A 26401-nucleotide genomic window follows, 5' to 3' on the forward strand; every position below is an offset into this window, starting at 1 on the left:
ACCATAACTTCATCTTTCTTTTGAGCGATCGCCTACGCCACTCTAGATAGAAAAATCACTTTTTTCTCAATTAATTATTGCTTCTACTTTTAGATAGACAAATAATATAATTTACCTCAATCGGCAGATAGATAACTTTTTGTGACTAATTCTCTATCTTAGCTCCAGGATACTCAAATAGGAGATTTCCTCATAATGCCAGAAAATCCTGGACTAGGAGAACAAGCCCTTAATAAAGCAGCAGAAATAGGATTATCTAGCCAATTAGATGCAGTAGAAAATTTGGATGTAAGTGTCAAAACAGATCCGCTCAAACTGGTTCAAGGACAAGTTGATCAAGTCACCATTGAGGGCGAAGGTTTAGTGATGCAAAAAAACCTCCGCATCGAAGAAATGCAAATGCATATAACTAGCGTTGCTATCAATCCTCTCAGTGCTGCATTTGGCAAAATCGAACTGACAAAACCAACAACGGGGAAAGCGAGAGTTGTTTTAAAAGCAGATGATATTAATCGCGCTTTCAACTCTGAATATATCCGTGATAAACTCCAAAGCCAGAAAATCAAAGTTGATGAACAGGTGATGACAATTGCACCCCAGTACATAGACTTTCGCCTACCTGGTCAAGGAAAAGTGGCGCTCAAAGCTGAAGTGAAATTAGTAGAAACAGGCGAAATTCACCAAGTTGCTTTTTCAGCTACTCCTAGCATTAGTCCTGATGGTAAATCTGTTTATTTAGAAAATGTTGAATATGGAGAAGGTAAAGAAATTTCTCCAGAATTGACCAAAGCTTTAATAGATGAAACTAGCGAAATTCTCAATTTGAGCAACTTTGATTTAGAAGGAATGACGCTAAGAGTTAATAGTTTAGAAATTGGATCTGGTCAGCTAACGCTACAAGCTGAAGCTGATGTCGAACAAATCCCCACTGTTTAAAAATTAGGATACTCAACATGGAAACTACAGAAACCAACTCCACACCCTTTCCTAATATTCCCCCCATCATTGAAAGTGATGACAGAGAATACCATGATACAGGAGTTCCGAGTACAGTAGCGATCGCTGGTCATCCTCTACATCCCCTAAGCGTCATCTTCCCTATCGCCTTCTTAGCCGCAGCTTTGGGTAGTGATTTCGGCTACTGGCTCACCCGTGATTTCTTCTGGGCTAGAGCTTCACTATGGTTAATTGGACTCGGATTAGCAGGCGGTGCGATCGCTGCTATCATCGGGATGAGCGACTTTCTCAAAATTGAACGAGTCCGTAAGCGCGCCGCAGGCTGGACACATCTCATCCTCAACATTGCTATTCTAGTATTAACTGCCGTCAACTTCATCCTCCGCCTTGGAGATCCTGAATCCCGAATCATACCTCTAGGACTTTTAATCTCTCTAGTTGTGGGCACACTCACTAGCGCTTCTGGCTGGTTCGGTGCAGAGCTTTCCTATCGCCATAAAATTGGTGTGGTAGGTGCTGGAAGCAAAAGATATCCTTAAAAATTCTTAACTTCTGAGTGCGAAAGCGAATGCTACGTTTCATCTCGCAGTGAGGACTTCAGCACTGACTACATCATCAAAATTAATACGATGAACCACTAATCAGGGAAAGGCATCGGTAAGACTATATTATACATCAAAAGATGATTAATGCCTTTACCCTGTTGTGCGTGAAATTATGCGTCCGAATCCTCGCCAATCGATATATTTAATTCTCTCATTGCTCATCGTTGTGGCGATGGGTTTTTTATTTAAATACTACACAGGCCCTGCCCATCAGTGGTTTAATGATTACGGAGCCGCCGTCTTTTATGAAATATTTTGGTGTCTATTTGCATTTTGGTTCTTCCCCACCCGTACCGCCATCAAGCAAATACCTTTCTGGGTTTTTATCATTACTTGTATATTAGAAGTCTTGCAACTTTGGCATCCTCCGCTTTTAGAAAACATGCGCGCTACATTAATCGGTAAATTATTATTAGGAACAACCTTTGTTTGGTGGGATTTTTTATATTATGCGTTAGGTTGTATTTTAGGTTGGTTGTGGCTGCGACAATTACAAGGATTAAGTAATGCAAAAAAAAGTTAAAGTCAAACCCAATGCCAAACAGCAAAAAATTATCGAACAATCTGATGGTAGTCTAAACGTACATCTAAAATCTCCACCAATAGATGGTAAAGCAAATGAAGAATTAATCAAAATCCTAGCCCAGAAATTTCATGTACCAAAATCTCAAATCACCATTAAATCTGGTGCAACCTCTCGACAAAAATTAGTAGAAATTGCCATTGATATTTAATCAGTTACCAGATAAATCCCGGTAACTAATTCCATATCACTCAATCAAATAATTAAGTCACCACTAATTAACATCCTTCCCTAGCCCCTACTCCTAATCCCTTCTTCACACAACTCTACACTTGATTGATATTGATATATCCAGGTTGAGATTTAACCTTCTCTATCCAAGCTTGAATACACGGAAATTGCGTCAAATCGAATCCGCCTTCACCAGCTACATGAGTGTAAGCAAACAAACAAATATCAGCGATGGTATAACGCTCCCCAACAAAAAATGTATGGGTGGTTAAATAATTTTCCATCAACCTCAAAGCAGCATAACCTAATTCATGTTTTTGTTTGATAGCTTCATCATGTTCCTTCGCCTTACCTAAAATAGAGATCAAAAATCTTGATTTGGCGATAAAAGGTTCATGGCTATATTGCTCAAAAAATAACCATTGCAATACTTGCGCTCGTAAAAATCGGTCATAAGGAAGAAATTCTGTGCCTTCGCTCAAATAAACCAATATTGCATTTGATTCTGTTAAGTATTTCCCAGGTTCAATTTCCAACACCGGAATCTTCCCGTTAGGATTTTTACTTAAAAATTCTGGTGTGCGAGTCTCACCCTTTAAGATGTTAATTTCTACTCTTTCAAAAGGCACACCCAGTTGTGTCAATAAAAGTCTTAACTTATAACCATTCCCTGAAGGTAAAAAATCGTACAAGCGCAGCGTTTCCATGCTAAAAAAGTAGTGAGGAATCTGTTGAAAATTAAGAGTTCAAAATACATTATCTTACTAAATGATTTGCTTGAAACCGGATATTTTTTTATTTATGTTCATTATTTCCACGACAAAAAGAATTATTTAAAAAAATAAAAAAACAAAAACATAATTTTTTTTGCATTTAGATGTTTAATTTAAATCCGTGGCGGAGAATAAACATATGTGTGGAAGATTTACCTTAAAACAGCCAGCATCAGCCCTAGTCGAGGCTTTCCATCTTCAATCATCACCTCATTTATCCGCGCAATACAACATTGCACCTACGCAAATGGTGACAACAGTGTTACATAATGGAGCAAACAATAACCGTGAATTTCAGCAGTTACGCTGGGGGTTGATTCCCTCCTGGGCTAAAGACCCAGCAATAGGAGCAAAGCTAATTAACGCTAGGTCTGAGACTGTTGCTCAAAAACCCTCGTTTCGTTCAGCTTTTAAACGTCGGCGTTGTTTAGTGGTAGCTGATGGCTTCTATGAATGGAAAAAACAACCAGGGAAAAAGCAACCATTTTATTTTCAGCTCCAAGATAAACAACCTTTCGGCTTCGCAGGGTTATGGGAGCAATGGCTATCTCCATCTGGAGAGGAGATATTATCTTGCACAATTTTGACAACAACAGCTAACGAATTATTACAACCAATTCACGATCGGATGCCAGTGATTATAGCTCCCCAAGATTACGATTTTTGGTTAGATCCCCAAGAGCAAACGCCAGAATCACTACAGCAACTACTAATACCTTATCCAGTCGCAGCCATGACTGCATACCCAGTCAGCACTTTAGTCAACAATTCTCAACACAACACCCCAGACTGCATCCTCCCACTCAGCGAAAAGACGAACCCAGAAATCAGTTAAATTAACTATTGAGTGTAATTATTGGGGAATAGGGACTGGGAAAAAAATTTTCATCTTTGCTGATAAGCTTTCTCTCATAGAGTCTGTTAAGTCTTCACCAACACCCAGTCCCTAAATAGCTGTAACACTACAGAAGCAAATATGCCAAGAACACAGAAAAACGACAACTTTATCGACAAATCTTTCACGGTGATGGCGGATATCATCCTAAAGATACTCCCAACTAATAAAAAAGCCAAGGAAGCCTTTGTTTATTACCGAGATGGGATGTCAGCACAAGCTGAAGGTGAATACGCCGAAGCTTTGGAGTATTACGAAGAGGCTCTCACTTTAGAAGAAGACGCCAACGATCGCGGTTATATAATCTACAACATGGGGCTAATATATGCCAGCAACGGCGACCATGACAAAGCTTTAGAGCTTTATCACCAAGCACTGGAATTAAACCCCCGTTTACCCCAAGCCTTAAACAATATCGCCGTAATTTATCACTACAAAGGTGAAAAAGCTAAAGAAAATGGCGATAATGATGGCGGCGAAGCTTTATTTGACCAAGCAGCAGACTACTGGGTCAGAGCAATTCGCATGGCTCCCAATAACTACATTGAAGCCCAAAACTGGCTGAAAACTACCGGCAGAGTACAAATTGACGTATTCTTTTAGCTAAAAATCTTCATCCTCAGCCCTTCACCCTTGACTAACCATGATTGACCGTGAACAAGTCCGCAAAGTAGCCCTGCTGGCTCGTCTAGAACTCACACCCCAAGAAGAAGAACAATTCACCACCCAGCTAGACAGTATTCTCAATTATGTTGAGCAGCTCAGTGAGTTAGATGTCAGCAATGTCCCCCCAACAACAAGGGCGATTGATGTCAGCAACGTCACACGAGAAGACAAGCTACAACCTTATCCAGAGCGAGAAGCTATCCTTAACAGTGCACCTGAACAAGAAGGTGAATTTTTCAAAGTACCCAAAATCCTCAATGTTGAGTAAGCCATAAGTCATTTTGCCAAAATGCTTGCTCATTTGAGTAAATTCAGCAAGCATTTTGACAGATTGCTTTCTCAAACTGCGGTTTGTTAACTAATTTCCGTATATTCAGCAAACATTTTGACAGATTGCTTTCTCAAACTGCGGTTTGTTAACTAATTTCCGTATATTCAGCAAGCATTTTGACAGATTGCTTTCTCAAACTGCGGTTTGTTAACTAATTTCCGTATATTCAGCAAGCATTTTGATTTTTTCCGTCAGCAAAAAGGTAAATTGATTTCTAATTTCAGTAATTTATTGAAGAAGGGAACTCTTAACAGTTAAGAGTTCCTCGCTCCCTCTTGAAACTATTTCTAGTTAAACTGAGCAACTCGTCGTGCTGCTAACCAACTGTAACTTGGTCGGTGGTGACAGCACTCGCACCATTAACCCCTTGAGCAATTTCCACTAGTTGGTCTAACGTTTCTTGACTGGGGACTTGTCCTTTCAAAACTACAGTAGTTCCCAACTGAGCAACATACACAGAATCAAGATTTGTTACACGAGAGTCTTCATCGAAAGCGAGAGCAACTCTCTTTGCTAAACCACTTTGATCATATTCTCCACTCAACCCGACTCGCTCAGGAGGAATGGTTTCACCTTCAGGTGATGTTTGTGCAACTACAGTTGCAGTAGGATTAACTTCAGCATCCGCAGGCTTTTCCTGTCCAAAGAGTCTTTGTAACCAACCCATAACAGTAAATTCTCCAATAGGAAATCTGGAAATGACACGAGTAGTTTACCGTGGCTGGTTGGAGAATATATAGTGAACTAGAGCACAGAGATAGCAATATAAGCAATCCTAGAGTCTAACAGGTATTACTTTATTTGTTCAAATCTTATCTATTAGTCTTGTTATTTTTCCATAAAAATACTGTTGTTGTGCATTTTTATGTATTTAAAAAATTGATTTATTGATTATTTTCAAGGTTGGTGCTGCAAACATATCTCAAAGTAATAGCACCAACTTTATTCATCATCTGCTGGAGTCATGAAACTATATCGCCTGTCCCCTCCCATCAAGGCAGTCAACCCCTGGCCCCACAACTGCTAAAATCACAGAAACCGACATTTAAGATACACTGGTTTTTGTGTACACTGAAAGTGCTTTAGTGACCTCACGTGCTGCTGCTGTTGACAAGCTTCCCAAAATCAGACCATCTTTGTACTTGATGAATCTTATCTCAAATCTACCAAAAGTAAATTTTGATGTTGAGTTATTGAGCAGTTAAGCTTTTATAAGTTAGGAAGGACTGGTGTTTAGTGCATTTACAAAGACTCTCACGCTACTAATTTCATTAACTGAGAGTATCCATAAAACATTTGCCCACTTGAGTTTTAGATTACCTTGACCAACAAAAAGCATAGCTTTCTGCTTTCTAAATTAGCATTATTATTGCTTTCATCCCTATTTGCCGAGCGTACCCCATAAGCAGACTCAGTTAATATCTAAGCATGTTTTACCATTTTATTGCTGACCCTGACCTGCTAGATACTTTAGTGTTGATTTCTCTTTGTTCAATAGCTTTTAGCCCTTATCGCTCCCATGCTGACCCATCACCGCAAGCCCGTGTGCTTATCTCTAATTTCTACTGACTTACCAGTTTGGTCTGTTGTGGAAACTGCCGGAACATTATATCAAAAAGATACTGACAGATTCCATTTACTAATGACTGCACCGCCTCTAATTACCTGCGAAATCGGCAGTTCTCTTAGTTTAGAGGATACGCAGACTCACAAAACTAGCAAAGCTCATGCGCCCACCAGTCCCAGAGTTTTATGGTTGGAGATTTCCCCTTATCGAGTAATTATGACCATGCAAGGTAATGGTCAAGTAAGTTACCGACACTTTTGGGAACAGGGCGTTTATGGTATTAGCCGTTATTGGTTGCCAACTGAATCATTGCCACCAAATTATCCTATTCGCTTACGTAATTTTACTACAGCTATGAAGCTCACTGGACACCCTTTACCAGAGCATTTACGGCTGGAATATGAATTATGGGCAGAAAAAGTCCAACTAGGACGCTACATTCTCAATTTGGAAATTAAGCATTGATGAAGGAATAGGGGTTGGGTGCTGAGTAAAGATTTTCTCGGTGCGTGAAACTGGCTTTGCTCTCCCATACCCCATGATGTCGCCAGATATCTAATTAAAAATTCAATAACTCGGTTGGTTTCCTGGTTTCCATTTAATATTGCAACCAACACTCGGCTTTTGATCCTCTGTGACTGGTTGATCTGCTAGTATTGAAGCGATCGCCCCACGTAAATCTTCACCAGTAACAGGTTTGCCGTTACTCGGACGGCTATCATCCAATTGTCCCCGATAGACGAGTTGACGTTCCCTATTAAATACAAAAAAGTCGGGTGTACAAGCTGCTGTATAAGCTTTTGCTGTTTCTTGGGTTTCGTCATAACACAAGGGAAATGTCAACTTCTGTTCTGCTACCATTACCTGCAAAGATTCTGGTGCATCATCTGGGTAGTTTTTCGCATCATTGGCGCTGATAGCCACAATTCCCAACTCGCTGTCTAAATAATCTTGTCCTAACAGCGCTAATTGTTCTTGAATATGCTTGACAAATGGGCAATGACGACAAATAAACATCACTAGCAGTGCTTTTTTATCTGCAAAAGTAGACAAGGAAATTGTCTTTCCAGATACTACCTCTGGTAGATGAAAATCTGGTGCTAAAGTGCCTAAGGGCAACATTGTTGAAGCAGTTAAAGCCATAGATTACCTGGTGTAGCAGAAAAAAAGATTTTGGTGATCAACCATTGTCAACATAACAATAAATTAGAGACGAGATATGTCTACCTCGTCTCCAGATTTGTTAAAAATTGCGGTATTAAAAATTTAGACTTCAGTCTCTACAGATTTGCTAAAAGACCGATAACACCGTGTCCTGTAACAACTTCTAGAACAATCAAAGATACAAAACCAATCATTGCTAAACGACCGTTAAGAAGTTCTGCATAGGGAGTAAAGCCTGTGCGATCGCCTTGCTCATCTACATATACCTTAGGCTCAATCGCAAAGTTGTTTAATAGACCTCTTTCGTCAACAACGGCTGATCTTGTACGCATAGCTTTTTTTGTTTTTTATGGTTATGTAACAAAGTGTAACGAATAAATTAATTTTTGTAAAGTATCTGAGTCTACCCAAAGATATATGATCAACGATGGAGTTTTTCACCAAACCCATGAATCGATTTCGAGTAGAGGTTATCGCCAAAACCCCAAACCCGCAGCAAGTAATATATGCTGCAATGCACCAAGACTATACTGACGCCTTCGTGTACGATGAGAAAGATTCGTGGCCTTCGGAATCACAATGTGGCGAAATTATTGTGAACCGATTGCTCGCAGGTGAGAGAGGACACTACGGGCCCCTAGAACATCCCCAGATTGTCTTCAACTGCGGCTATTTTCCCCACAGTGTCATGCAGCAAGCTCGTACACACAGAATTTCTGTATCATTTGATGTACAATCTTTTCGTTACACAGGCAATCAATTTATCGATGTAGTCGATGGTAAAAAAGAAATAGAGGATGTTTTCTATCTGCGTCCTGTAGGTTATTACACAGATAGACAAGGCAAAAAATATTACTATTCACCAGAACAAAGAGCCGCTGATTTACAATGGTGTTTAGAAGCAGCGAAGCGATATAAAGCTGATTTTGTCGGGGGAATGTCTGAAGAACACGCCAGAGGAAAAGTACCCTTTGATTATCGCCAACATTTTGTCGTCAGCTTCAATCTCAGATCCTTCTTGCATTTTTGCGACTTAAGAAATAAGAAAGATGCACAATTAGAAATTCAAAAGCTGTGCGAACTGATGTGGCCTCATTTTGTAGAATGGGCTCCAGCGATCGCTTTTTGGTATGAAAAGCAGCGTCTGGGTAGAGCGAGATTAGCACCTTAATGAAAAGCGTAGAGGCGTTGCAGTGCAACGTCTCCACAGTGTTATTAAAAGTTACGCGCTAAAGTACTTCGCTATTGGGTGATAGGTAATAATCGCCGTTGTCGATTGTTCTGGATAAAGTTGCTCACTTTCATCCATATACAGGTTAATCCTGTCAGTCCCCAACAAATCCAATTGCTTATACTGATCCTGAATATTCGGACAAGCCGGATACCCAAAACTATACCGCGAACCGCGATAGCGCTGTGCCAAAATATCCCGAATATTATCTGGTTCCTCAGCTTCAAAGCCCAATTCGCAGCGGATTCTGGTGTGCGTCCACTCAGCTAGCGCCTCAGCTACCTGCACTGCTAAACCGTGGAAATACAGATAATCTGTGTATTGATTATCAGCAAACAGCTTTTGAGCAAATTCCGTGGCAATTTCTCCCACAGTCACCGCTTGCATTGGGAACACATCAATAATACCTGATTCTTTGGTGGCAAAGAAATCTGCAATGCACAATCTCCGCAAAGATTTTTGTCTGGGAAACTCAAAGGAAGCTTTGATTTGTGCATCTGGGCTGTTAGTGTCATAGACATACAAAGTATTACCCTCAGCTTGACAAGGAAAATACCCATAAACCACTTGGGGATGCAACAAATTCTCTTCAACAATTCGCTGCTTCCAACTTTCGAGAGTTGGATAAACTTTCTCAGTTAAAAAAGCTTGATATTCTTCTTTAGATTGCTCCTTGGGCTTGCGGAATTGCCATTGTCCAGCAATCAAAGCTTGCAAATCTAAATGCCAGAATACCTCTTCAAGGGGAATATCTCCAGGCTGCAGTAATTTTGTGCCCCAAAAAGGCGGTGTGGGACGTGGAATATCTAGCGCCACAGCTTCTGAACGCTTGGTATCAATTACTTTAAATTCCGCAGTTTTTTGGGCAACTGCAGTTTCTACAGCTTCTTGATGACCATTTTTTGGTTCTACAGATGTTGCTGTTAATTCATCTAAAAATCCTTGCAAATCATCCCAATTTCCGCCATATTTTGCTGGCATAAGTTTATCCATGAAATGCAAATCAGAAAAAGCATCTTTGCCATATACAACTTTACCTTTGTAAGTGTTTTGGCAATCTTCATGGACAAATTTAGGAGTCAAAGCTGCACCACCTAAAATTACCGGAACAGTAATACCTTTTTCGTTGAATATTTCCAAGTTTTCTTTCATGAAAGCAGTAGATTTTACCAACAAACCACTCATAGCAATACAATCAGCTTGATGCTGTTCATAGGCTTGGATGATGTTTTCTACTGGCTGCTTAATTCCTAGGTTAATCACCTTGTAACCATTGTTAGATAAGATGATATCCACTAAGTTTTTACCAATGTCATGGACATCGCCCTTAACGGTGGCAATGATAAAGGTGCCTTTGGCATTATTTCCCGATTCTGATTTTTCCATGAACGGTTCTAAATAAGCAACCGCCGCTTTCATGGTTTCTGCAGATTGTAAGACAAAAGGTAACTGCATTTGTCCGGAACCGAACAACTCACCCACAACTTTCATCCCATCCAGCAAGAAGGTGTTAATAATTTCCAAGGGGGGATATTGTTCTAAGGCTTTTGTGAGTTGGGCTTCTAAACCGATGCGTTCACCATCGATGATGTGGCGCTTGAGACGTTCCGGGATGGGGAGACTTGCGTCCAAGGAGCGATCGCGTTTAGTCGTGACTCCAGCAAAAACTGTGGTAAGCTCCGCCAGGGGATCATAAACGCAGACATCACCCTCAAATCGCCGCTGGTCATAAATCAGCTGACGACAAATCTCTTGATGGCCAGCCTCAATCTTCGATAATGGTAAAATTTTACTGGCGCTGACAATGGCTGCATCCATTCCTGCTGCCATCGCTTCACTCAAAAACATGGAATTGAGGACAATTCGCGCCGCCGGGTTCAAACCAAAGGATATATTAGATACACCCAAAATCACATGACATCCCGGTAATTCTTGACGAATGCGGCGAATCGATTCAATGGTGGCTTTACCGTTTTCTCTATCTTCTTCAATCCCCGTGGAAATCGGTAGAGCTAGAGTATCAAAAAATATCTCTGTAGGCGAGATGCCATATTCTACAGCTTGGCGGTAAGCGCGTTGAGCAATTTGAAACTTTTTCTCGGCTGTCCGCGCCATCCCGTCTTCATCGATTGTACCAATCACGATGCCAGCGCCGTATTTTTTCGCTAACTCCAACACCTTTAAAAATCGCGGTTCTCCATCTTCGTAGTTGGTGGAGTTGAGTAAACACTTACCACCAGCCACCTTTAAACCCGCTTCCATTTTTTCCCATTCGGTGGAGTCGAGCATCAAGGGGAGAGTAACATTGTTGACAATGCGCGAGACTAATTCGTGCATATCTCGCACGCCGTCACGTCCTACATAATCAACGTTGACATCAAGAATGTGAGCGCCTTCTTTGACTTGGGATCTCGCCATTGATACCAGCCCGTCCCAATCTTCCGCATTTAATAAATCGCGGCATTTTTTAGAACCACTGGCGTTGAGTCGTTCACCGACAATGAGGAAAGAGTTGTCTTGTTCGTATGGCTGAGTAGTATAAATTGATGCGGCTGCTGGTTCTAAGCTAGGCTGTCTTAGTTTTGGCTTCAGATCTTTGGTAATTTCTGCAAGTTGTTGAATGTGTTCTGGACGTGTCCCACAGCAACCCCCGATCACTTGGACACCTAAATCTTCAACAAAATGCGTCAACGCCATCCGTAATTCTAACGGTGTGAGGCGGTAGTGTGCTTGACCACCAACGTTCTCTGGTAAGCCGGCGTTGGGAATACAAGAAACAATAAAAGGTGAATGTTCTGCTAGATACTTGATATGTGGTTTCATCAAGTCTGGGCCTGTGGCACAGTTTAACCCCAAAATATCGATGGGGTAAGGTTCTAGAATTGTCAGGACGGCGCTGATTTCTGTGCCCACCAACATTGTACCCATGCTTTCCATTGTCACAGATACCATCAACGGTTTGCGATCGCCTTTTTTCGCAAACACTTCTTCAATCCCATTCAGCGCCGCTTTAATCTGTAGCACATCTTGGCAAGTTTCCACCAAAAATAAATCGACGCCCCCATCCCACAGCGCTGCTGCTTGTTCAGCAAACGACGCTTTCATGGTATCAAAATCGATGTGTCCCAAAGTGGGGAGTTTGGTTGTCGGGCCGATGGAACCGGCGACAAACCGGGGTTTGTCTGGGGTGGAAAATTCGGCAGCTACGCGCTTGGCTAATTCGGCGGCTGTTTTACTGAGATAATACGCTTGGTCTGCTAAGTCATATTCTGCTAGCACAATTGAGGTAGCGCCAAAGGTATCGGTTTCAATCACATCCGCGCCAGCAGCGAGGAAGTCACGGTGAACTTTGGCGACAGCTTCGGGTTTGGTGTGGACTAGGTATTCGTTGCAACCTTCATACTGCGGGCCACCGAAATCGTCGGCGGTGAGATTTTGCGTTTGCAGGTTGGTTCCCATCGCCCCATCAAAGACGATAACTGGGAGTTCTGGACTACGCAGACGTTCGAGGAAAGAATGAGTCATATTTTCTAGAAAAAATCAAGAAGTTACGTGAGTTTTGTCATACTCAACTTAATTTATTATTTGCCAAAATTCTGAGATTTTCCCTAGGAGTTGATGAACTCAAGGATACTGTTGTTTAAAGTTTCTTTATTTTTGCTGGTTTGAGTCGGTAGTCTCGATGCTGTTTTGGATCAAAGAGGAGTTTTTTTAACGCACAGAGAAGTCGGAGCGGCGGCTTCCGCCGTCAGCGCAGCGGTAGCGAGTCCGCGAGCGTCTCTGAACTTCGGTGGGGGCGCGGAGGAACGCTGAGTGTTTTTTTTTGGGCAAGCGGTACATGTAATGGATTATACTTGTAATTCAAAGATATTTTTTGTTGATTCCTATTTTTAAATGCACGTTTTCTCGATTATTGATATTATTTTTTGTTACATGAATTTTGCTCAAAAATTAATAAAAATGTCACAAGAACTCAACAGTATAAACTCAGGTTCTTGATATTATCTTTGAAACACTGATGAATAATAAATATGGACGAAAATCAGCAGCGTTCTTATTGGCGTGCTAATACCGCTTTGATTCGCAATCTTTTAATTATCTGGGCATTGGTTTCGCTCGTTTTTAGTATTTTGTTGGTTCAACCATTGAATGCTATCCGTTTTTTTGGTGTGCCTTTTGGTTTTTGGATGGCGCAACAAGGATCAATTTTAGTATTTGTGGCATTAATTTTTATTTATGCCTTTCAAATGGACAAATTAGACCGCAAACATAACATCAGGAAGTGAGGAAAATCTGTGTCAGTTGAAATTTGGACTATTGTATTGGTCGGGCTTTCTTTCCTGGTCTATATTTACATCGGTTGGCAATCACGAGTTGAAAATACTAAAGACTTTTTTGTCGCCGGTCAGGGGATACCTTCAATTGCAAATGGTGCAGCGACTGCGGCTGATTGGATGTCTGCGGCTTCGTTTATTTCTATGGCGGGGCTGATTTCTTTTTTGGGTTATGACGGTTCTATTTATTTGATGGGTTGGACTGGTGGTTATGTATTGTTAGCGTTGCTGCTGGCGCCCTACCTGCGGAAGTTTGGTAAGTATACAGTGCCAGATTTTGTGGGCGATCGCTATAATTCCAATATTGCCCGTTTGGTTGCAGTGGTAGCGGCTATTTTCATCTCTCTTACCTATGTAGCTGGACAAATGCGGGGTGTGGGGATTGTTTTTAGTCGATTCTTGCAAGTAGACATTAATACAGGCGTGATCATCGGGATGGTGATTGTCGGCTTTTTTGCAGTGTTGGGTGGAATGAAAGGAATCACCTGGACGCAAGTAGCCCAGTATTTAGTTTTGATTGTGGCTTACTTGATTCCCGCGATCGCGATCGCTTGGTTACTTACTGGTAATCCTTTTCCTCAATTAGCATTTTCTTTTAGTGATGTTGCTGACAAGCTCAACAAAGTCCAGTTGGACTTGGGTTTTAAAGAGTACACTCAGCCATTTGTGAACAAGTCAATGTTAGATGTCTTGTTCACAACTATTGCTTTGATGGTCGGGACTGCGGGTTTACCTCACATTATCGTCAGGTTTTACACTGTTCCTAGTGTCCGTGCAGCGCGGTTTTCTGCGGGTTGGGCACTGTTATTTATTGCCATTCTTTATACCACCGCCCCTGCGCTCTCGATGTTTGCTCGCTATAACTTGATCGATTCTTTGCACAATCAAACCATCACCCAAGTACAGCAGCTAGATTGGGCGAATAAGTGGGAAAAAACTAAACTCTTGGCTTTTGAAGACAAAAATCAAGATGGGCGGCTGCAGTTAACCCCCAATAAAGACACCAATGAAATTAAGATTGACCGAGATATTATCGTACTTTCCACCCCAGAGGTAGCGAAACTTCCTCCTTGGGTAATTGGTTTAGTAGCTGCGGGCGGGTTAGCAGCGGCTTTATCAACAGCATCCGGTTTGTTGCTAGTAATTTCTAGTTCGATTGCTCATGATGTCTACTACCGCATCATCGATTCCAGCGCCTCAGAACAAAAACGAATATTTGTGGGGCGAATTATGGTAGGTTTTTCTCTCGTCTTAGCAGGATACTTTGGGGTGAATCCGCCGGGATTTGTCAGTGAGGTGGTGGCTTTTGCTTTTGGTTTAGCGGCTGCTAGCTTTTTTCCAGCGATATTCCTCGGAATATTCGACAAGCGTACCAATGCTGAAGGTGCGATCGCTGGGATGATTACAGGCTTAATTTTCACCATCATCTACATCATTGGCGTCAAATTCGCAGGTATGCAACCATGGTTTTTTGGCGTTTCTGCAGAGGGAATTGGTACTTTGGGTATGGTGATCAACCTAATCGTCACCTTGGTAGTGTCTCGCTTAACACCACCCCCCCCACCAGAAATTCAATCCCTGGTGGAAAATCTCCGCACTCCTATGATTGAGTAGTCAGGAGCATAGCGCCAAGGGTGCGTTATGGTTTAGTCCTAACGCACCATCATATTTAGCAGTGTGTTAGACGCTTTTCATCTCAAACAGTCTGTTAAGAGTTCCCTTTTAAACAAGCCGGTATCTGCTATCAACCCGAAGCTGTGATCTCTGGTTCAGAATAGAGAAAGCATACCTTTATCAAACCTGAATTGATGCCCACCTCTTCAACTACCGTCCCTCATTCAATTGTTGCCGGTTTCCATGCCCTTTCTGACCCGCTCAGAATCGGGGTGATAGAACTGCTACGACAGCGAGAACTCTGCGTGTGTGACTTGTGCGATGTTTTGGATGTCAGTCAATCAAAATTATCTTTTCACCTCAAAACCCTCAAGGAAGCTAGCTTAGTTAACTCTCGCCAAGAAGGACGTTGGATTTACTACAGTCTGAATTTACCGCAATTTACAGCTTTAGAACAGTATTTAGCTGAATATCTGCGCCTGAGTCAGATTTTACCCGCTAATCCTTGTCACAAGCCTTCCTAACCCATCAATTTTTTTTGATTAATTTTTGTGTATATTGCCTCACTCGTAATTGACATATCAAGTTTTTTTGAAATGATAGAGATGTACCTTTAATCTCAGTCACATAGGTGAGGTCAATGAACGCAGTAGCAACAAAATTGGCTCTCGCGTTAGGGATGTTAGCATTAGTATCCAGTTGCACATCTAATACATCCAATTCATCAAATCCAACTCAGCAGACACAAACAGCGACAGAAGTTGCTGATTCCCCAAAAGTAGCAGCAATTAGAATCGATGGTTCTAGTACTGTATATCCAATTACAGAGGCGATCGCCAAAGAATATCAAACCACCGCCAAAAATAGCCCGCCAATCGAAGTGAAGATATCCGGTACTAGCGGCGGGTTTGAGAAATTTTGTGCGGGAGAAATAGATATCAGCAACGCTTCCCGACCAATTTCTCAAGAAGAGATGGCCGTTTGTAATAAAAATAGCATCAGGTTTATAGAAATACCCGTAGCATTTGACGCCCTGACAATTGCGGTTAATCCTCAAAACGACTGGGCAAAAGACATCACCATCGCCGAATTGAAAAAAATCTGGGAACCAGCAGCTGAAGGAAAAATCACCCGTTGGAACCAAGTACGCCCATCCTGGCCTGACCGTCCACTGACCTTGTACGGTGCTGGTGACAAATCTGGTACCTTTGACTACTTCACCCAAGCCACCGTAGGTAAAGCCAAAGCCAGCCGCAAAGACTACACCGCCAGTGAAGATGATAACGTCTTAGTTGACGGTATCAGTAAAGACCCTAATGCTTTAGGTTACTTTGGCTTTGCTTATTATGAAGCCAACCAAAATAAATTAAAAGTGCTGGCAGTTAACAGCGGTAAAGGTGCCGTTTTACCATCAAGAGCAACAGTAGAAAAAGCCCAATATCAACCACTTTCTCGACCCTTATTAATTTACGTCAATCCTTGGTCTGCTCAACAAAATGGTGCAGTATACAAGTTTGTAGATTACTATGTGCGGAATGCATCAAAAACCGCTAATTCGGTGGGTTATGTACCTCTACCAGCAGAAGCTTACCAAATTGGTTATGTTCATTTAAACACAGGTAAAGCCGGCACAGTATTTGCGGGAAAACCCCAATTTGATTTGACAATCGGCGAATTATTACGCAAACAAAAAGAGTTTTAATCGTAGTCATAAATTCTGACAGGGACGAGTTTGTAGTCAGCAATAGGTAACTCTTCCCTGTTCCCTGTTCCCTATTCCCTTCTTCAATCAAATAAACCATTTATACCCCGGTGTAAAAAACTGATGAAAATTCGCGTTGGTATCAACGGATTTGGTCGCATCGGACGACTAGCTTTGCGGGCTGCTTGGGGCTGGCCAGAATTAGAGTTTGTCCATATTAATGAGATCAAAGGCGGGGCTGTTACAGCCGCTCATCTATTGAAGTTCGATTCTGTCCACGGGCGTTGGACACCAGAGGTAGTAGCTGAGGGTGAACGTGTTCTGATTGATGGTCAACCCCTCAGTTTTAGCGAATATTCCCAACCGGGTGATGTTCCTTGGGAAGAAATAGGCGTGGATTTGGTGCTGGAATCCTCCGGTAAATTTCGCACAACTGCAACCCTTGATCCTTATTTCAAGCGGGGAGTACAGAAGCTAATCGTGGCTGCTCCGGTGAAGGAAGGAGCGCTAAATATCGTCATGGGAGTTAATGACCATCTATATCAACCTGATACCCATCATCTATTGACAGCAGCATCCTGTACCACCAACTGTCTAGCGCCAGTCGTCAAGGTGATTCATGAAGGCCTGGGTATTAAGCATGGAATTATTACCACTATTCATGACCACACCAATACTCAAACCATTGTTGATGCGCCGCACAAAGATTTGCGTCGGGCGCGGGCGACTGGTTTATCTCTGATTCCCACATCCACCGGTTCAGCCACAGCAATCGGGTTGATATATCCAGAACTCAACGGGAAGCTGAATGGTTTAGCGGTGCGAGTCCCACTACTCAATGCTTCTTTGACAGACTGTGTGTTTGAGGTTGTGCGCCCAACGACGGTAGAAGAGATTAATAGCCTGTTGAAAGCGGCTTCTGAGCAAGCACCACTCAAGGGGATTTTGGGTTATGAAGAACGCCCTTTAGTATCTATCGATTATAAAGACGATCCTCGCTCCTCCATCATTGATGCTCTCTCCACAATGGTGGTGGATGAGACGCAAGTGAAAATACTGGCTTGGTATGACAACGAGTGGGGTTACGCCAACCGCATGGTGGAACTCGCTCGTAAAGTGGCTTTGAGTCTCCAGAATTAGTGTGCATTGAGTATAAATCCTGATTTTCTTCACCACCCCATCACCTTATGGCTTCCTCTACAGCTTCTCGCGCTAATTTCAAGAACTATATTCTGGTAACGCTGGCTTATTGGGGCTTCACCCTAACTGATGGGGCGCTGCGAATGCTGGTGTTGCTCTATTTCAACAAAATCGGTTATACGCCGCTGCAAATCGCGTTTTTGTTTCTGTTTTATGAAGTGTTTGGTGTTGTCACCAACTTTTTAGGCGGTTGGATTGGTTCTCAATTGGGACTGAAGGTGACGCTTTACACTGGTATTGGACTACAGATTTTTTCTTTGGTGATGCTGTCGTTCCTTAATCCCAGTTGGGTACAGTGGTTTGCAGTCCTTTATGTGATGGTGGCTCAGGCTTTTTCTGGGATTGCTAAAGATTTAACGAAGATGAGTTCTAAGAGTGCTATTCGCTTGGTGGTACCTCAAGAGGCTCAGTCATCTTTGTTTAAGTGGGTAGCAGTGTTGACGGGTTCTAAGAATGCTCTCAAGGGCGTTGGTTTCTTTATCGGTAGCGCCCTTTTGGCTGCGGTTGGTTTCATCAATTCCCTCTGGATTATGGCTGGGGGACTAAGCTTGATTATGTTCACCGGGCTGATGTTACCGCGAGGAATGGGCAAAATTAAGAAGAAAATCAAGTTTAGTCAATTGTTTTCTAAGAGCCAAGAAATTAATGTTCTTTCGGCGGCGCGATTTTTTTTGTTTGGTTCTCGTGATGTCTGGTTTGTGGTAGGTTTGCCAGTATTTTTACGTAGTGTGTTGGGTTGGTCTTTTTATCAGGTCGGGGGTTTCTTGGCTTGTTGGGTGATTGGTTATGGTATAATTCAATCCTCTGCACCAGCGTTAATTCAGCGATTTGGTTCTGGGCGTCCACCACAAGCCAAAACTATTCAATTTTGGACATTTGCGCTGACAGCTGTACCTGCAGCGATCGCTCTGGCTCTCCAATTTGGTATGCCTGCAAATATAGCGATCGTGGGTGGATTGATGATTTTTGGTGTGGTGTTCGCTTTTAACTCAGCGGTTCATTCCTACTTGGTCTTGGCTTTTACCGATGACGATAAAGTGGCGCTGAATGTTGGCTTTTATTACATGGCTAACTCTGGTGGTCGTTTGGTTGGTACTGTATTATCTGGTTTGGTTTACCAGCTTTTTGGTTTGGTGGGTTGTTTGTGGACATCGATGTTTTTTGTACTTGCAGCCGCAGTAGTTACACTGAAATTACCGAACCCCCAACCAAGCAAAGCGATCGCCTGGAAGGCTGGAGATGGAGAATAGATATATCTATGTTCCCGTTCGTTAAAAACTAGCCTGTTTGGCTTTATCAATATAGTGTTTAGCTGTAGAATTGATTTCAATTACAAATTCTGTACCTTGTCCTAGTTGGGAATTGCACTTGAGTTTACCTTGATGTTTGTCTACAATAATTTGTTGACTAATTGATAGTCCCAAACCCTGAGCTTTTCCTAATGGCTTGGTGGTAAAAAAGGGGTCAAATATTTTCCTTTGAATATGGGGTAATATCCCTTTACCATTGTCTGCTATACGTACGAGTACTTTGGTTTTTTTAGCTATTTGCTGATTAATGACTCTAGAATCATGGGTATTAGCTAGTGATAAATGGCTTTTGATGATTTCTGTGCGAATCCAAATCCTCGGAATCCATGAGGAATCATGATTCATCCTTTCTTCTAAGGCATCAACGGCATTAGTTAAGATATTCATGAACACCTGATTTAACTCGCCAGCATAACACTCAACTAAAGGTAATTCGCCAAAATTTTTAATCACCTCAATTCCCGTTCTCTCAGGCTTTTCTTTAAGACGAGGTTGCAAAATTCTCAATACACTCTCTAGACCATCATGGATGTTAACTTTTGTCAAGCAACTTTCTTCTAGCCCAAGAAAGTTTTGCCAAGCGAAGACAATTTCTTGAAGGCGCTCTGAGCCGGCGCGAATTGACCATAGCAGTTGTAAGAAGTCTGTCTTGACAAAAGCCAGATCAAGATTTCGCAGATATGCGGCGACTGTGGGATGAGGCTTGGGGTGGTGATGTTGGTAAAGTTCAATGAGCTTAATTAGGTCTTCTGCATATTGACTGACGGGTTGGAGATTTTTGTTAATAAAATTAACAGAACTATGAGTTTCGTTAGCCATATCAGCCACTAACCGACCAATGTTAGCCATTTTTTCCGTCTGTAATAACTGCCTTTGGGTATATTGCAATTCTTCTGTGGTAATTTGTAATTGCTGTGATGCTTCCCTGGCTTGAGCTTCGGCTAATTGGAGTTGCTCCCAAAGTTGGAATTGTTGGATAGCGATCGCTATTTCTGTACTTAATTGTTTTAAAGACTCTAACTTCCAATCTTGCCACTGATAAGATGGCTCAGAGTTGTGAGCAATCAACAATCCCCACAAGAATTTTTGGTGATTGTCCAGATTTGGCAAAAGAATCGGGATGACTAAATTAGTTTTTACCTCAAAAGCCCGCATTCCGGGAATTTGTCTCCAGATAGCGATAATATCAGGAATATCCCAATCATGGGCTGAGGTTGAAGCTAGCGCTACCGACTCAAAGGCTATCTCACCCCTGCTATCGGGATGGAAACGATAAATTGCTATTTGCTCAATTTGCAAAACTTGCTGTATTTGCGCTAAAGCAGTCTGCAGCATCGGCTCTAGTTGAGCATGAGAATACACAAGCTCACGAACGAATTGCAGTAGTTGTTCCCGCTGTTGGTGCTGCTGTAAAACTTCTGGGTTCCACATTTGATCTGCGACAGTTTGAAAGCTTTGTGCTGAGAATTGAGCTTCCGTCTGTTGAGTAGTGGGTTCTTGGATATGCATAGCTGCTGGTACGATGAGGAAAATATCCTGAGCGTCTCTGTCTACGCTGTCTTTTGCACTTTGACAATCCAGGGACGCCAAAGTGCGAATATGCTAACAAATTATTAACTTCGTTAACAAGGCTGTGAATAAACCGGGTTAGCCTTAGCAATTAGTAGCCTGTGTAACTAATGTTGGTGAGTTCGCACTCAGCATTTAATTACTTATAGCAACGGACATATTAGTTAGGTCATCAAACCGGGAATGGGAAACACGGAAATGACCTCAGCTATGCTGCGACTGCTATAAAAGTCCAGAAATCAAGTCTTGACTACAAACTGTTTCGTCTTTTTACCACCAAAGTTGCAATAAAAGTCAACCTTAGCTGGTTTACAGGGCTACTCATCCGGACATATGTCAAGCCACAGTTACTAATGTTGGATGGAAGCTAGAAAAAGGTAAACGGAAAAATGTAACCTCCGTAACGCTAATTGATGAGATTTTGCCAAAAACTAGCTACATTATTTCCACATCTAGCCTCAATATTTTGATGTTACAAGTATGTGAATTTGCGTAATACATAAAAAATCATACTTAATTATTTATGTAATTGAAGTCTACGATCAAATCAGGTCAAATATTTCAGACAAAAAGACGATTGTCAAGATTTATTTGTAGCTTTCTTTTTGTAAAAGCAGATTTTACTACAATCAGAGAAGATACATAGAGATTTAGCCTCTCCATCTAAACTTTTACAAAGAAAAATAAATCGAGGACAATTCACACAGAAGAAGAGCTGATGACGAATGACAATAGATGAAGTCGTATTGCTATTAAAAGCTAGTCAGGGTAATGGTTTGACGACGCTCCAAGAGATGGTGTTGCGCGCATCGTGGGAAGGTAAAACTTATACAAGTATAGCATTGGCAGCCCACTACGGAGAGGAGCGGGTGCGGAAAGTTGCTTCTCATTTATGGCAATTGTTGAGCGATGTTTGGCGAGAACCAATTAATAAATTTAACTTTCGCCAAACTCTAGAATCTCGGCGGTTGAGTAAAGCGCAGCAGCAGCTAATTCAAGAATTCAACCGCGCAGCTACGGCTATTAGCTTAGAATTTCCTAGTGGGCCTGTATCTCTTAATTCCAAATTTTACATTCCGCGATCGCCAATTGAGGAAAATGTCTATGCAGAAATAGCAGAACCAGGGAGTGTCATCTGTATTCGAGCTAGTAAAAAGATGGGTAAAAGCTCTTTGGTGTTACGTCTGCTGACCCATGGGGCGCAAAAAGGCTGGCGCACAGTCAATTTAGACTTTCAACAAGCCGATAAAGCCATATTTAGCAATTTAGATAAATTTTTGCGCTGGTTATGTGCTAATATTTCCCGTGAGTTGCAGCTAGAACCAAAACTCAATGATTACTGGAACGAAGAAATGGGTAGCAAGGTCAGCTGCTGTGTCTATTTCCAGAAATATTTGCTCTGTGCAGCAGACACTCCCTTGGTGTTGGTATTAAACGAAGTGGATTGGGTGTTTGAATATCCAGAAATTGCTGAAGAATTTCTTCCCCTAGTGCGCTCGTGGTATGAACAAGCTAAAAGCCTGGAGATTTGGCAAAAACTCCGCCTAGTTCTGGTTTACTCTACAGAAATTATCGTACCCTTGAAACTGTCTCAATTTCCGTTTAATGTAGGCTTGACAATCCAGTTACCAGATTTTAGCAAACAACAGGTACAGGATTTAGCCCAGCGTCACGGGCTAGATTGGACAGATGGCAAAGATGCTGAAAATTTAATGGCTATGGTGGGGGGACATCCTTATCTAGTCAGACTGGCACTATACCATCTTGTGGGTAAGAGCGGTTTGGAAACGAATTTACGGCAATTATTGCAACAAGCACCGACCGCCACGGGCATTTATCATGAATATTTAAGCCAATATATATTAACGCTTAGACAGGAACCAGAATTAAGCGAGGCTTTTTTTGAAGTGGTAAATTCCTCCACACCAGTGAAATTACCGCCCGTACTAGCTTATAAATTAAAGAATATGGGGTTAGTTAACCTAGAGGGCGATCGCTGTACTCCCATGTGTGAATTATATCGTTTATACTTTCGACAACAATTCAACATGAGCGACGATTTAAATCATGTGCGGATGGCACAGCTAGAAAAAGAAAATCAACAGTTGCGTGTGCTCTCTAGTTTAGACGAATTAACTCAGTTGCCCAACTACCGCTATTTTCAGGCTTATTTACAAGCCCAATGGCAAAAAGCTATTCAACAGCGGGAAGGTTCCCCTTTATCTTTAATTTTATGCGATATTGACTACTTCAAAATTTATAATAAAATCTACGGCACTAGCAGCGGTGATCAATGTCTGCAAAGAATCGCTCAGACCATCCAAAACTTTGTAAAATGTCAGCTACAGACTGCCAAGCTTACCTACGCCAGTAGCAATAAGAATAACTCATCGCATAATATTTGGGAAACTGCACCGATGATACATCTTTGTGATGATAGCTCAGTGCTCGTAGCTCGTTATGGTGGTGAGGAATTTGCTATTCTTTGCCAAGCTGATAGTGACACATCTATGGACATTGCGGAAAAAATTCGCACCCAAATCAAAGATCTAGCCATTACCTGCGATTATCCAGGTATTGGTGGACTCCCCGCAACGGTCCTCACCGTCAGCTTAGGCGTTGCTAGTTGCATTCCGGATGCAGCAGTGGAGCCTAATATGTTAACGGATGCTGCACAGCAAGCTCTGGGTCAAGCTAAAAGACAGGGACGCGATCGCGCTGTTTTAGCTCAAATGATTTCTTACCCTACCTAGTACCACAATTTGAGCACTAAATCAATACTCTCACCAACTCCTTCACGAATGAATTTAATTTTGTGCAACCACTTAATTAAACAATTGGTAGCGGTTCTTTGACTTTAGCGCTCAGTGTTCCTGGGTCGATGGCTGCTAGTTCTCCGTGGTTGAGTGTCCAACAACCATCGGCGATCGCTAACAAATCTCCTGCATCGTGTGTCACAATTAATAGCGTCCAATCTTGTTTGAGTTTGGCTAATAAATTGACTAATTGCCGGCGCATTGACCAGTCTAAACCGGCTGTCGGTTCATCCAAAAGCAACAAATTGGGTTGGCGAATTAATTGTACTGCTAAAGCTAAACGCCTCTGTTGACCGCCGCTTAAAGCACAGGGAGCAGCGGAAAGTGATAAATGCTCTAACCCCACTTCGCTGAGTGCATTTCTGACTCGTTCTGAACTGATTTCTGGATGTCCCAAACGCAATTCTTCTAAAATCGTACCACCGCAAAAGTGCCGCTCTGGAAACTGAAACACAATCCCGGCTAATTGTTGTAACTGTTCAGCAATCAGTGGTTGTTCACGCCAGAAAACGCCACCAGAGGTAGGTTCGGCTAGTCCTGAGAGAATCTCTAACAATGTACTTTTGCCAGAACCGCTGGGGCCGATAATTAAACCTAGCTGTTGGGGCGCTAATTCTAAGTTAATTGATTTGAGGATCGCTGTGGGACAAGATGTGGGGTGATAAGTGAGGTTTCTGAGATAGAGCATTTGTGAAGATTACCAGTTAGCGAATAACTTGATTAACTACATGGGAAGTTGATGTGAGTGCAGTGACTTCTCTACATTGTGGCAGACTTCCTCCCTGAACAATCGCTACAGCCAATACGGGAACCTGTGAGAATTACCCTAGTCAAGTTGTGTAGAAAATTTTGACTCAAGAGGTATGAAGTCTCAAGGATAAAAAATCCAGCACATATTTAGTCTTTGGTGGGGGAAAAATTAGGCTTTTGAAATCTCATTTCAGTATTTTAAGTAACATATATCACTTTTGCAACCGCAATTATTCTGGTGCTGACAATGACTAAACTTTTTTTCAGAGCAAACGCAATCTTGGCTCAGGTGACTTTGGTAGGGGCGATCGCATTTAATTTGTTTACTAGCCCCTCCCTAGCTGGCGATCCTTTCCGCAGCAGCGAACCTCGTAAAATTGGCGACAAAACAGAGGCTGCTTTTAGGGCGATTTTCCAACAAGGTAACTATCCACAGGCAGAAAGTTACTTAAAACAAGCATTATCCAGTGAGCCAAATGAACCTCTAGCCTACGCTATGCGTGCCTCCCTAGCCTACACTAATCGAGACATAGCCGCCCTAGACACATACAGCAAAAAAACTCTAGAAACCGGACAAAAATTAATTTCTAGTGACCCATTACGCGGTAATCTATACACTGCTATTGGTAATTTTTTAGAAGGAGCGGTGATTATCACTCGTGAGGGTGCAAATGGCGCGCCTAAAGCTTTAGGTAAGTTGCGCCAAGTTTATGAATATTTAGATAAAGCTGAGGCGATTTCGGCTAATGATCCAGAACTGAACTTGCTTAAGGGCTATATGGATTTGTTGTTAGCTGTTAATCTTCCTTTTTCTAGCCCAGATCAGGCTATTGATAAGTTAGAAAAAAATGCAGCTCCCCGGTATTTGGCTGATCGTGGTATCGCTCTTGCATATCGAGATTTAAAAAAATACTCCCAAGCTTTAGATTACGCTAACCGCGCTCTCAAAGCGACTGCTGATAACCCAGAGTTATATTATCTCAAAGCCCAAATCTTGCAAGAACTGGGTAAAAAAGAGAAAAACCCACAGTTAATTAAGGAAGCGATCGCTAATTTTGATCAAGCTCTGACTAAAAAATCCCAGCTACCAGCCGATTTAGTCAAGCAAATTGAAAACGAACGCAATCGCGCTGCTAGTAGCTTGAATAATCCTGGGTAATTTGTCATCTTCCCCTACTCTCAATTTCGCCAATTATGAACATTCAGTTTCGGGAAATTAATCCTTTTGATGTGTGGATTTGGCTGAAGTTCAGCACTATTCCTTCTGAACGGGAAAAGCAATATGTAGAAGAGGTTTTCAATTCCTGGTTTTATCTGGGTAAATTGGGTGCATTTAATGCCGAAAATTTACAGGTACAGGACACAGGATTGGATATTAGCTATTTGAATTATGACCCGCAAGGATATGACAAAAGTCTGCTGGCTTTGATGCACAATATGGGTGAATTTGAATATGAAGGCGACTGGGGACGGTGTTGGTTTGATTTGGGAACGAGTGATGCGATCGCTCTAGATATTTTAATTAATGGACTGACTCAGCTAAGTGAAGAATATGTCACCATTGAGGAGTTATATATCGGTGGTGAAAATGCAGATTGGCCTATCGAAGATAGCGACAATCACGCGGCTTCTTTATACGACAATTAATCACAACAATGAACAATCCAGGTGAAATTCGGGTCATAGTTTTGGGGCTAATTCGTGATGGCGATTGCTCCGCCAACGCTAAGAGCGAACGCATCTTTGTTTCTGAAGGATATGACCCTGTTAAACAAGAAACATTTTATCGCGCTTTGGGTGGTGGAGTTGATTTTGGTGAAACTAGTCTTGTGGCTTTGCAACGGGAATTTCAAGAAGAAATTCAAGCCGATTTAACGAATATTCACTATCTGGGTTGTATCGAAAACTTGTTTACATTTAATGGTAGACAGGGACACGAAATTATTCAACTTTATAGCTGTGACTTTGTTGATCCTAAATTTTATCAACTGGAAAGTTTAACGTTTTCAGAATCGCCTACTCACAAACATCGAGCGTTATGGATTGATATTAGTCGGTTTCAATCAGGCGAACTCAGGTTAGTTCCAGAGGTATTTTTTAATTATTTATAAGGTTCATCATATAGAATATACCTGAAAAATCCAACTATTCAGAAATTAGCTT

Annotated in this window: 26 protein-coding genes; 19 read left to right on the forward strand and 7 right to left on the reverse strand. The window is 41.9% G+C overall.

Annotation, left to right across the window (positions count from 1 at the left end; all coding sequences use genetic code 11):
• Nucleotides 1-195 precede the first annotated feature (195 nt).
• The 4 genes from MIC7126_RS0104535 to MIC7126_RS0104550 all read left to right on the forward strand — a co-directional run bounded on the left by MIC7126_RS0104535 (nucleotide 196) and on the right by MIC7126_RS0104550 (nucleotide 2296).
• Nucleotides 196-936 (forward strand): LmeA family phospholipid-binding protein, encoded by a 741-nt coding sequence (locus tag MIC7126_RS0104535; RefSeq protein WP_017651937.1) that lies wholly within the window; start codon nucleotides 196-198, stop codon nucleotides 934-936.
• Between the two features lie 17 nt (nucleotides 937-953).
• Nucleotides 954-1496: a DUF2231 domain-containing protein gene (locus tag MIC7126_RS0104540; RefSeq protein WP_017651938.1), complete on the forward strand. Its 543-nt coding sequence runs from the start codon at nucleotides 954-956 to the stop codon at nucleotides 1494-1496.
• Nucleotides 1497-1674: 178 nt separating this feature from the next.
• Nucleotides 1675-2085, forward strand: a complete 411-nt coding sequence (locus tag MIC7126_RS0104545) for a ribosomal maturation YjgA family protein (RefSeq protein ID WP_017651939.1) — start codon at nucleotides 1675-1677, stop codon at nucleotides 2083-2085.
• Complete coding sequence (locus tag MIC7126_RS0104550) at nucleotides 2069-2296, forward strand: DUF167 domain-containing protein (protein WP_017651940.1); 228 nt, start codon at nucleotides 2069-2071, stop codon at nucleotides 2294-2296. The genes MIC7126_RS0104545 and MIC7126_RS0104550 overlap by 17 nt, the downstream gene beginning before the upstream one ends.
• Before the next feature lie 115 nt (nucleotides 2297-2411).
• Here MIC7126_RS0104550 and MIC7126_RS0104555 read toward each other — a convergent pair whose 3' ends face one another.
• Nucleotides 2412-3023 (reverse strand): glutathione S-transferase family protein, encoded by a 612-nt coding sequence (locus tag MIC7126_RS0104555; protein ID WP_017651941.1) that lies wholly within the window; start codon nucleotides 3021-3023, stop codon nucleotides 2412-2414.
• Nucleotides 3024-3228: 205 nt separating this feature from the next.
• On the opposite strand from MIC7126_RS0104555, the gene MIC7126_RS0104560 reads away from it, so the two are divergent.
• The 3 genes from MIC7126_RS0104560 (at nucleotide 3229) to gatC (ending at nucleotide 4918) form a co-directional block, all read left to right on the forward strand.
• Nucleotides 3229-3924, forward strand: coding sequence for an SOS response-associated peptidase (locus MIC7126_RS0104560; protein ID WP_017651942.1), 696 nt, complete (start codon nucleotides 3229-3231; stop codon nucleotides 3922-3924).
• 141 nt (nucleotides 3925-4065) lie between these two features.
• Complete coding sequence (locus MIC7126_RS0104565; RefSeq protein ID WP_026100035.1) at nucleotides 4066-4587, forward strand: photosystem I assembly protein Ycf3; 522 nt, start codon at nucleotides 4066-4068, stop codon at nucleotides 4585-4587.
• A gap of 40 nt (nucleotides 4588-4627) precedes the next feature.
• Nucleotides 4628-4918 (forward strand): Asp-tRNA(Asn)/Glu-tRNA(Gln) amidotransferase subunit GatC, encoded by a 291-nt coding sequence (gene gatC, locus MIC7126_RS0104570; protein ID WP_017651944.1) that lies wholly within the window; start codon nucleotides 4628-4630, stop codon nucleotides 4916-4918.
• Nucleotides 4919-5297: 379 nt separating this feature from the next.
• Here gatC and MIC7126_RS0104575 read toward each other — a convergent pair whose 3' ends face one another.
• Nucleotides 5298-5648 carry a BON domain-containing protein gene (locus MIC7126_RS0104575; RefSeq protein ID WP_017651945.1) on the reverse strand — a complete coding sequence of 117 codons (351 nt, stop codon included), beginning with the start codon at nucleotides 5646-5648 and terminating at the stop codon, nucleotides 5298-5300.
• 852 nt (nucleotides 5649-6500) lie between these two features.
• Here MIC7126_RS0104575 and MIC7126_RS0104580 point away from each other — a divergent pair.
• A complete protein-coding gene (locus tag MIC7126_RS0104580; RefSeq protein WP_017651946.1) occupies nucleotides 6501-7013 on the forward strand; it encodes a hypothetical protein in 513 nt (170 codons plus the stop codon).
• Between the two features lie 102 nt (nucleotides 7014-7115).
• Here MIC7126_RS0104580 and MIC7126_RS0104585 read toward each other — a convergent pair whose 3' ends face one another.
• Nucleotides 7116-7691, reverse strand: a complete 576-nt coding sequence (locus MIC7126_RS0104585) for a thioredoxin family protein (RefSeq protein WP_017651947.1) — start codon at nucleotides 7689-7691, stop codon at nucleotides 7116-7118.
• A gap of 137 nt (nucleotides 7692-7828) precedes the next feature.
• Nucleotides 7829-8044, reverse strand: a complete 216-nt coding sequence (locus tag MIC7126_RS0104590; protein ID WP_017651948.1) for a chlorophyll a/b-binding protein — start codon at nucleotides 8042-8044, stop codon at nucleotides 7829-7831.
• Nucleotides 8045-8160: 116 nt separating this feature from the next.
• Between MIC7126_RS0104590 and thyX the strand changes: the two genes are divergently transcribed.
• Nucleotides 8161-8883 carry an FAD-dependent thymidylate synthase gene (thyX, locus tag MIC7126_RS0104595; RefSeq protein WP_026100036.1) on the forward strand — a complete coding sequence of 241 codons (723 nt, stop codon included), beginning with the start codon at nucleotides 8161-8163 and terminating at the stop codon, nucleotides 8881-8883.
• 51 nt (nucleotides 8884-8934) lie between these two features.
• Here the strand turns inward: thyX and metH are convergent, their stop codons facing one another.
• A complete protein-coding gene (metH, locus tag MIC7126_RS0104600; protein ID WP_017651950.1) occupies nucleotides 8935-12468 on the reverse strand; it encodes a methionine synthase in 3534 nt (1177 codons plus the stop codon).
• A 506-nt stretch (nucleotides 12469-12974) separates the two neighbouring features.
• On the opposite strand from metH, the gene MIC7126_RS0104605 reads away from it, so the two are divergent.
• From MIC7126_RS0104605 to arsJ, 6 genes are all read left to right on the forward strand, one after another.
• Nucleotides 12975-13229: a DUF4212 domain-containing protein gene (locus MIC7126_RS0104605; RefSeq protein ID WP_017651951.1), complete on the forward strand. Its 255-nt coding sequence runs from the start codon at nucleotides 12975-12977 to the stop codon at nucleotides 13227-13229.
• A 9-nt stretch (nucleotides 13230-13238) separates the two neighbouring features.
• A complete protein-coding gene (locus MIC7126_RS0104610; protein WP_017651952.1) occupies nucleotides 13239-14891 on the forward strand; it encodes a sodium:solute symporter family protein in 1653 nt (550 codons plus the stop codon).
• 194 nt (nucleotides 14892-15085) lie between these two features.
• Complete coding sequence (locus tag MIC7126_RS0104615) at nucleotides 15086-15415, forward strand: ArsR/SmtB family transcription factor (RefSeq protein WP_017651953.1); 330 nt, start codon at nucleotides 15086-15088, stop codon at nucleotides 15413-15415.
• A gap of 116 nt (nucleotides 15416-15531) precedes the next feature.
• On the forward strand, nucleotides 15532-16593 hold the full coding sequence (locus MIC7126_RS0104620; protein WP_017651954.1) for a PstS family phosphate ABC transporter substrate-binding protein: 1062 nt from the start codon (nucleotides 15532-15534) through the stop codon (nucleotides 16591-16593).
• 123 nt (nucleotides 16594-16716) lie between these two features.
• Nucleotides 16717-17733 carry an ArsJ-associated glyceraldehyde-3-phosphate dehydrogenase gene (locus MIC7126_RS0104625; protein ID WP_017651955.1) on the forward strand — a complete coding sequence of 339 codons (1017 nt, stop codon included), beginning with the start codon at nucleotides 16717-16719 and terminating at the stop codon, nucleotides 17731-17733.
• A 47-nt stretch (nucleotides 17734-17780) separates the two neighbouring features.
• Nucleotides 17781-19043, forward strand: a complete 1263-nt coding sequence (gene arsJ, locus MIC7126_RS0104630) for an organoarsenical effux MFS transporter ArsJ (RefSeq protein WP_017651956.1) — start codon at nucleotides 17781-17783, stop codon at nucleotides 19041-19043.
• Between the two features lie 21 nt (nucleotides 19044-19064).
• Here arsJ and MIC7126_RS0104635 read toward each other — a convergent pair whose 3' ends face one another.
• Nucleotides 19065-20693 (reverse strand): sensor histidine kinase, encoded by a 1629-nt coding sequence (locus tag MIC7126_RS0104635; RefSeq protein ID WP_238553603.1) that lies wholly within the window; start codon nucleotides 20691-20693, stop codon nucleotides 19065-19067.
• 704 nt (nucleotides 20694-21397) lie between these two features.
• Here MIC7126_RS0104635 and MIC7126_RS0104640 point away from each other — a divergent pair.
• Nucleotides 21398-23425 (forward strand): AAA-like domain-containing protein, encoded by a 2028-nt coding sequence (locus MIC7126_RS0104640; protein ID WP_017651958.1) that lies wholly within the window; start codon nucleotides 21398-21400, stop codon nucleotides 23423-23425.
• 76 nt (nucleotides 23426-23501) lie between these two features.
• Here the strand turns inward: MIC7126_RS0104640 and MIC7126_RS0104645 are convergent, their stop codons facing one another.
• Entirely contained in the window at nucleotides 23502-24176 is a 675-nt protein-coding gene (locus tag MIC7126_RS0104645) for an ABC transporter ATP-binding protein (protein WP_017651959.1), read from the reverse strand.
• Between the two features lie 309 nt (nucleotides 24177-24485).
• On the opposite strand from MIC7126_RS0104645, the gene MIC7126_RS0104650 reads away from it, so the two are divergent.
• The 3 genes from MIC7126_RS0104650 to MIC7126_RS0104660 are packed head-to-tail and all read left to right on the forward strand — an operon-like array spanning nucleotide 24486 to nucleotide 26349.
• On the forward strand, nucleotides 24486-25397 hold the full coding sequence (locus tag MIC7126_RS0104650; RefSeq protein ID WP_017651960.1) for a Sll0314/Alr1548 family TPR repeat-containing protein: 912 nt from the start codon (nucleotides 24486-24488) through the stop codon (nucleotides 25395-25397).
• Nucleotides 25398-25432: 35 nt separating this feature from the next.
• Nucleotides 25433-25885 (forward strand): DUF3531 family protein, encoded by a 453-nt coding sequence (locus MIC7126_RS0104655; protein WP_017651961.1) that lies wholly within the window; start codon nucleotides 25433-25435, stop codon nucleotides 25883-25885.
• Between the two features lie 8 nt (nucleotides 25886-25893).
• Nucleotides 25894-26349, forward strand: a complete 456-nt coding sequence (locus tag MIC7126_RS0104660; RefSeq protein ID WP_017651962.1) for an NUDIX hydrolase — start codon at nucleotides 25894-25896, stop codon at nucleotides 26347-26349.
• Nucleotides 26350-26401: the final 52 nt, after the last annotated feature.

This window comes from Fortiea contorta PCC 7126, from assembly GCF_000332295.1.
GTDB classification, from domain to species: domain Bacteria; phylum Cyanobacteriota; class Cyanobacteriia; order Cyanobacteriales; family Nostocaceae; genus Fortiea; species Fortiea contorta.

What these genes read in the sequence shown, in the direction of transcription:
- MIC7126_RS0104640 (WP_017651958.1), top strand. Translation starts at nt 21,398, where the DNA reads ATGACAATAGATGAAGTCGTATTGCTATTAAAAGCTAGTCAGGGTAAT.
- MIC7126_RS0104620 (WP_017651954.1), top strand. Translation starts at nt 15,532, where the DNA reads ATGAACGCAGTAGCAACAAAATTGGCTCTCGCGTTAGGGATGTTAGCA.
- MIC7126_RS0104580 (WP_017651946.1), top strand. Translation starts at nt 6,501, where the DNA reads ATGCTGACCCATCACCGCAAGCCCGTGTGCTTATCTCTAATTTCTACT.
- arsJ (WP_017651956.1), top strand. Translation starts at nt 17,781, where the DNA reads ATGGCTTCCTCTACAGCTTCTCGCGCTAATTTCAAGAACTATATTCTG.
- MIC7126_RS0104540 (WP_017651938.1), top strand. Translation starts at nt 954, where the DNA reads ATGGAAACTACAGAAACCAACTCCACACCCTTTCCTAATATTCCCCCC.
- MIC7126_RS0104575 (WP_017651945.1), bottom strand. Translation starts at nt 5,648, where the DNA reads ATGGGTTGGTTACAAAGACTCTTTGGACAGGAAAAGCCTGCGGATGCT.
- MIC7126_RS0104605 (WP_017651951.1), top strand. Translation starts at nt 12,975, where the DNA reads ATGGACGAAAATCAGCAGCGTTCTTATTGGCGTGCTAATACCGCTTTG.
- thyX (WP_026100036.1), top strand. Translation starts at nt 8,161, where the DNA reads ATGAATCGATTTCGAGTAGAGGTTATCGCCAAAACCCCAAACCCGCAG.
- MIC7126_RS0104650 (WP_017651960.1), top strand. Translation starts at nt 24,486, where the DNA reads ATGACTAAACTTTTTTTCAGAGCAAACGCAATCTTGGCTCAGGTGACT.
- MIC7126_RS0104645 (WP_017651959.1), bottom strand. Translation starts at nt 24,176, where the DNA reads ATGCTCTATCTCAGAAACCTCACTTATCACCCCACATCTTGTCCCACA.
- MIC7126_RS0104590 (WP_017651948.1), bottom strand. Translation starts at nt 8,044, where the DNA reads ATGCGTACAAGATCAGCCGTTGTTGACGAAAGAGGTCTATTAAACAAC.
- MIC7126_RS0104550 (WP_017651940.1), top strand. Translation starts at nt 2,069, where the DNA reads ATGCAAAAAAAAGTTAAAGTCAAACCCAATGCCAAACAGCAAAAAATT.
- MIC7126_RS0104615 (WP_017651953.1), top strand. Translation starts at nt 15,086, where the DNA reads ATGCCCACCTCTTCAACTACCGTCCCTCATTCAATTGTTGCCGGTTTC.
- metH (WP_017651950.1), bottom strand. Translation starts at nt 12,468, where the DNA reads ATGACTCATTCTTTCCTCGAACGTCTGCGTAGTCCAGAACTCCCAGTT.
- MIC7126_RS0104655 (WP_017651961.1), top strand. Translation starts at nt 25,433, where the DNA reads ATGAACATTCAGTTTCGGGAAATTAATCCTTTTGATGTGTGGATTTGG.
- MIC7126_RS0104535 (WP_017651937.1), top strand. Translation starts at nt 196, where the DNA reads ATGCCAGAAAATCCTGGACTAGGAGAACAAGCCCTTAATAAAGCAGCA.
- MIC7126_RS0104560 (WP_017651942.1), top strand. Translation starts at nt 3,229, where the DNA reads ATGTGTGGAAGATTTACCTTAAAACAGCCAGCATCAGCCCTAGTCGAG.
- MIC7126_RS0104555 (WP_017651941.1), bottom strand. Translation starts at nt 3,023, where the DNA reads ATGGAAACGCTGCGCTTGTACGATTTTTTACCTTCAGGGAATGGTTAT.
- MIC7126_RS0104545 (WP_017651939.1), top strand. Translation starts at nt 1,675, where the DNA reads ATGCGTCCGAATCCTCGCCAATCGATATATTTAATTCTCTCATTGCTC.
- MIC7126_RS0104660 (WP_017651962.1), top strand. Translation starts at nt 25,894, where the DNA reads ATGAACAATCCAGGTGAAATTCGGGTCATAGTTTTGGGGCTAATTCGT.
- gatC (WP_017651944.1), top strand. Translation starts at nt 4,628, where the DNA reads ATGATTGACCGTGAACAAGTCCGCAAAGTAGCCCTGCTGGCTCGTCTA.
- MIC7126_RS0104585 (WP_017651947.1), bottom strand. Translation starts at nt 7,691, where the DNA reads ATGGCTTTAACTGCTTCAACAATGTTGCCCTTAGGCACTTTAGCACCA.
- MIC7126_RS0104625 (WP_017651955.1), top strand. Translation starts at nt 16,717, where the DNA reads ATGAAAATTCGCGTTGGTATCAACGGATTTGGTCGCATCGGACGACTA.
- MIC7126_RS0104565 (WP_026100035.1), top strand. Translation starts at nt 4,066, where the DNA reads ATGCCAAGAACACAGAAAAACGACAACTTTATCGACAAATCTTTCACG.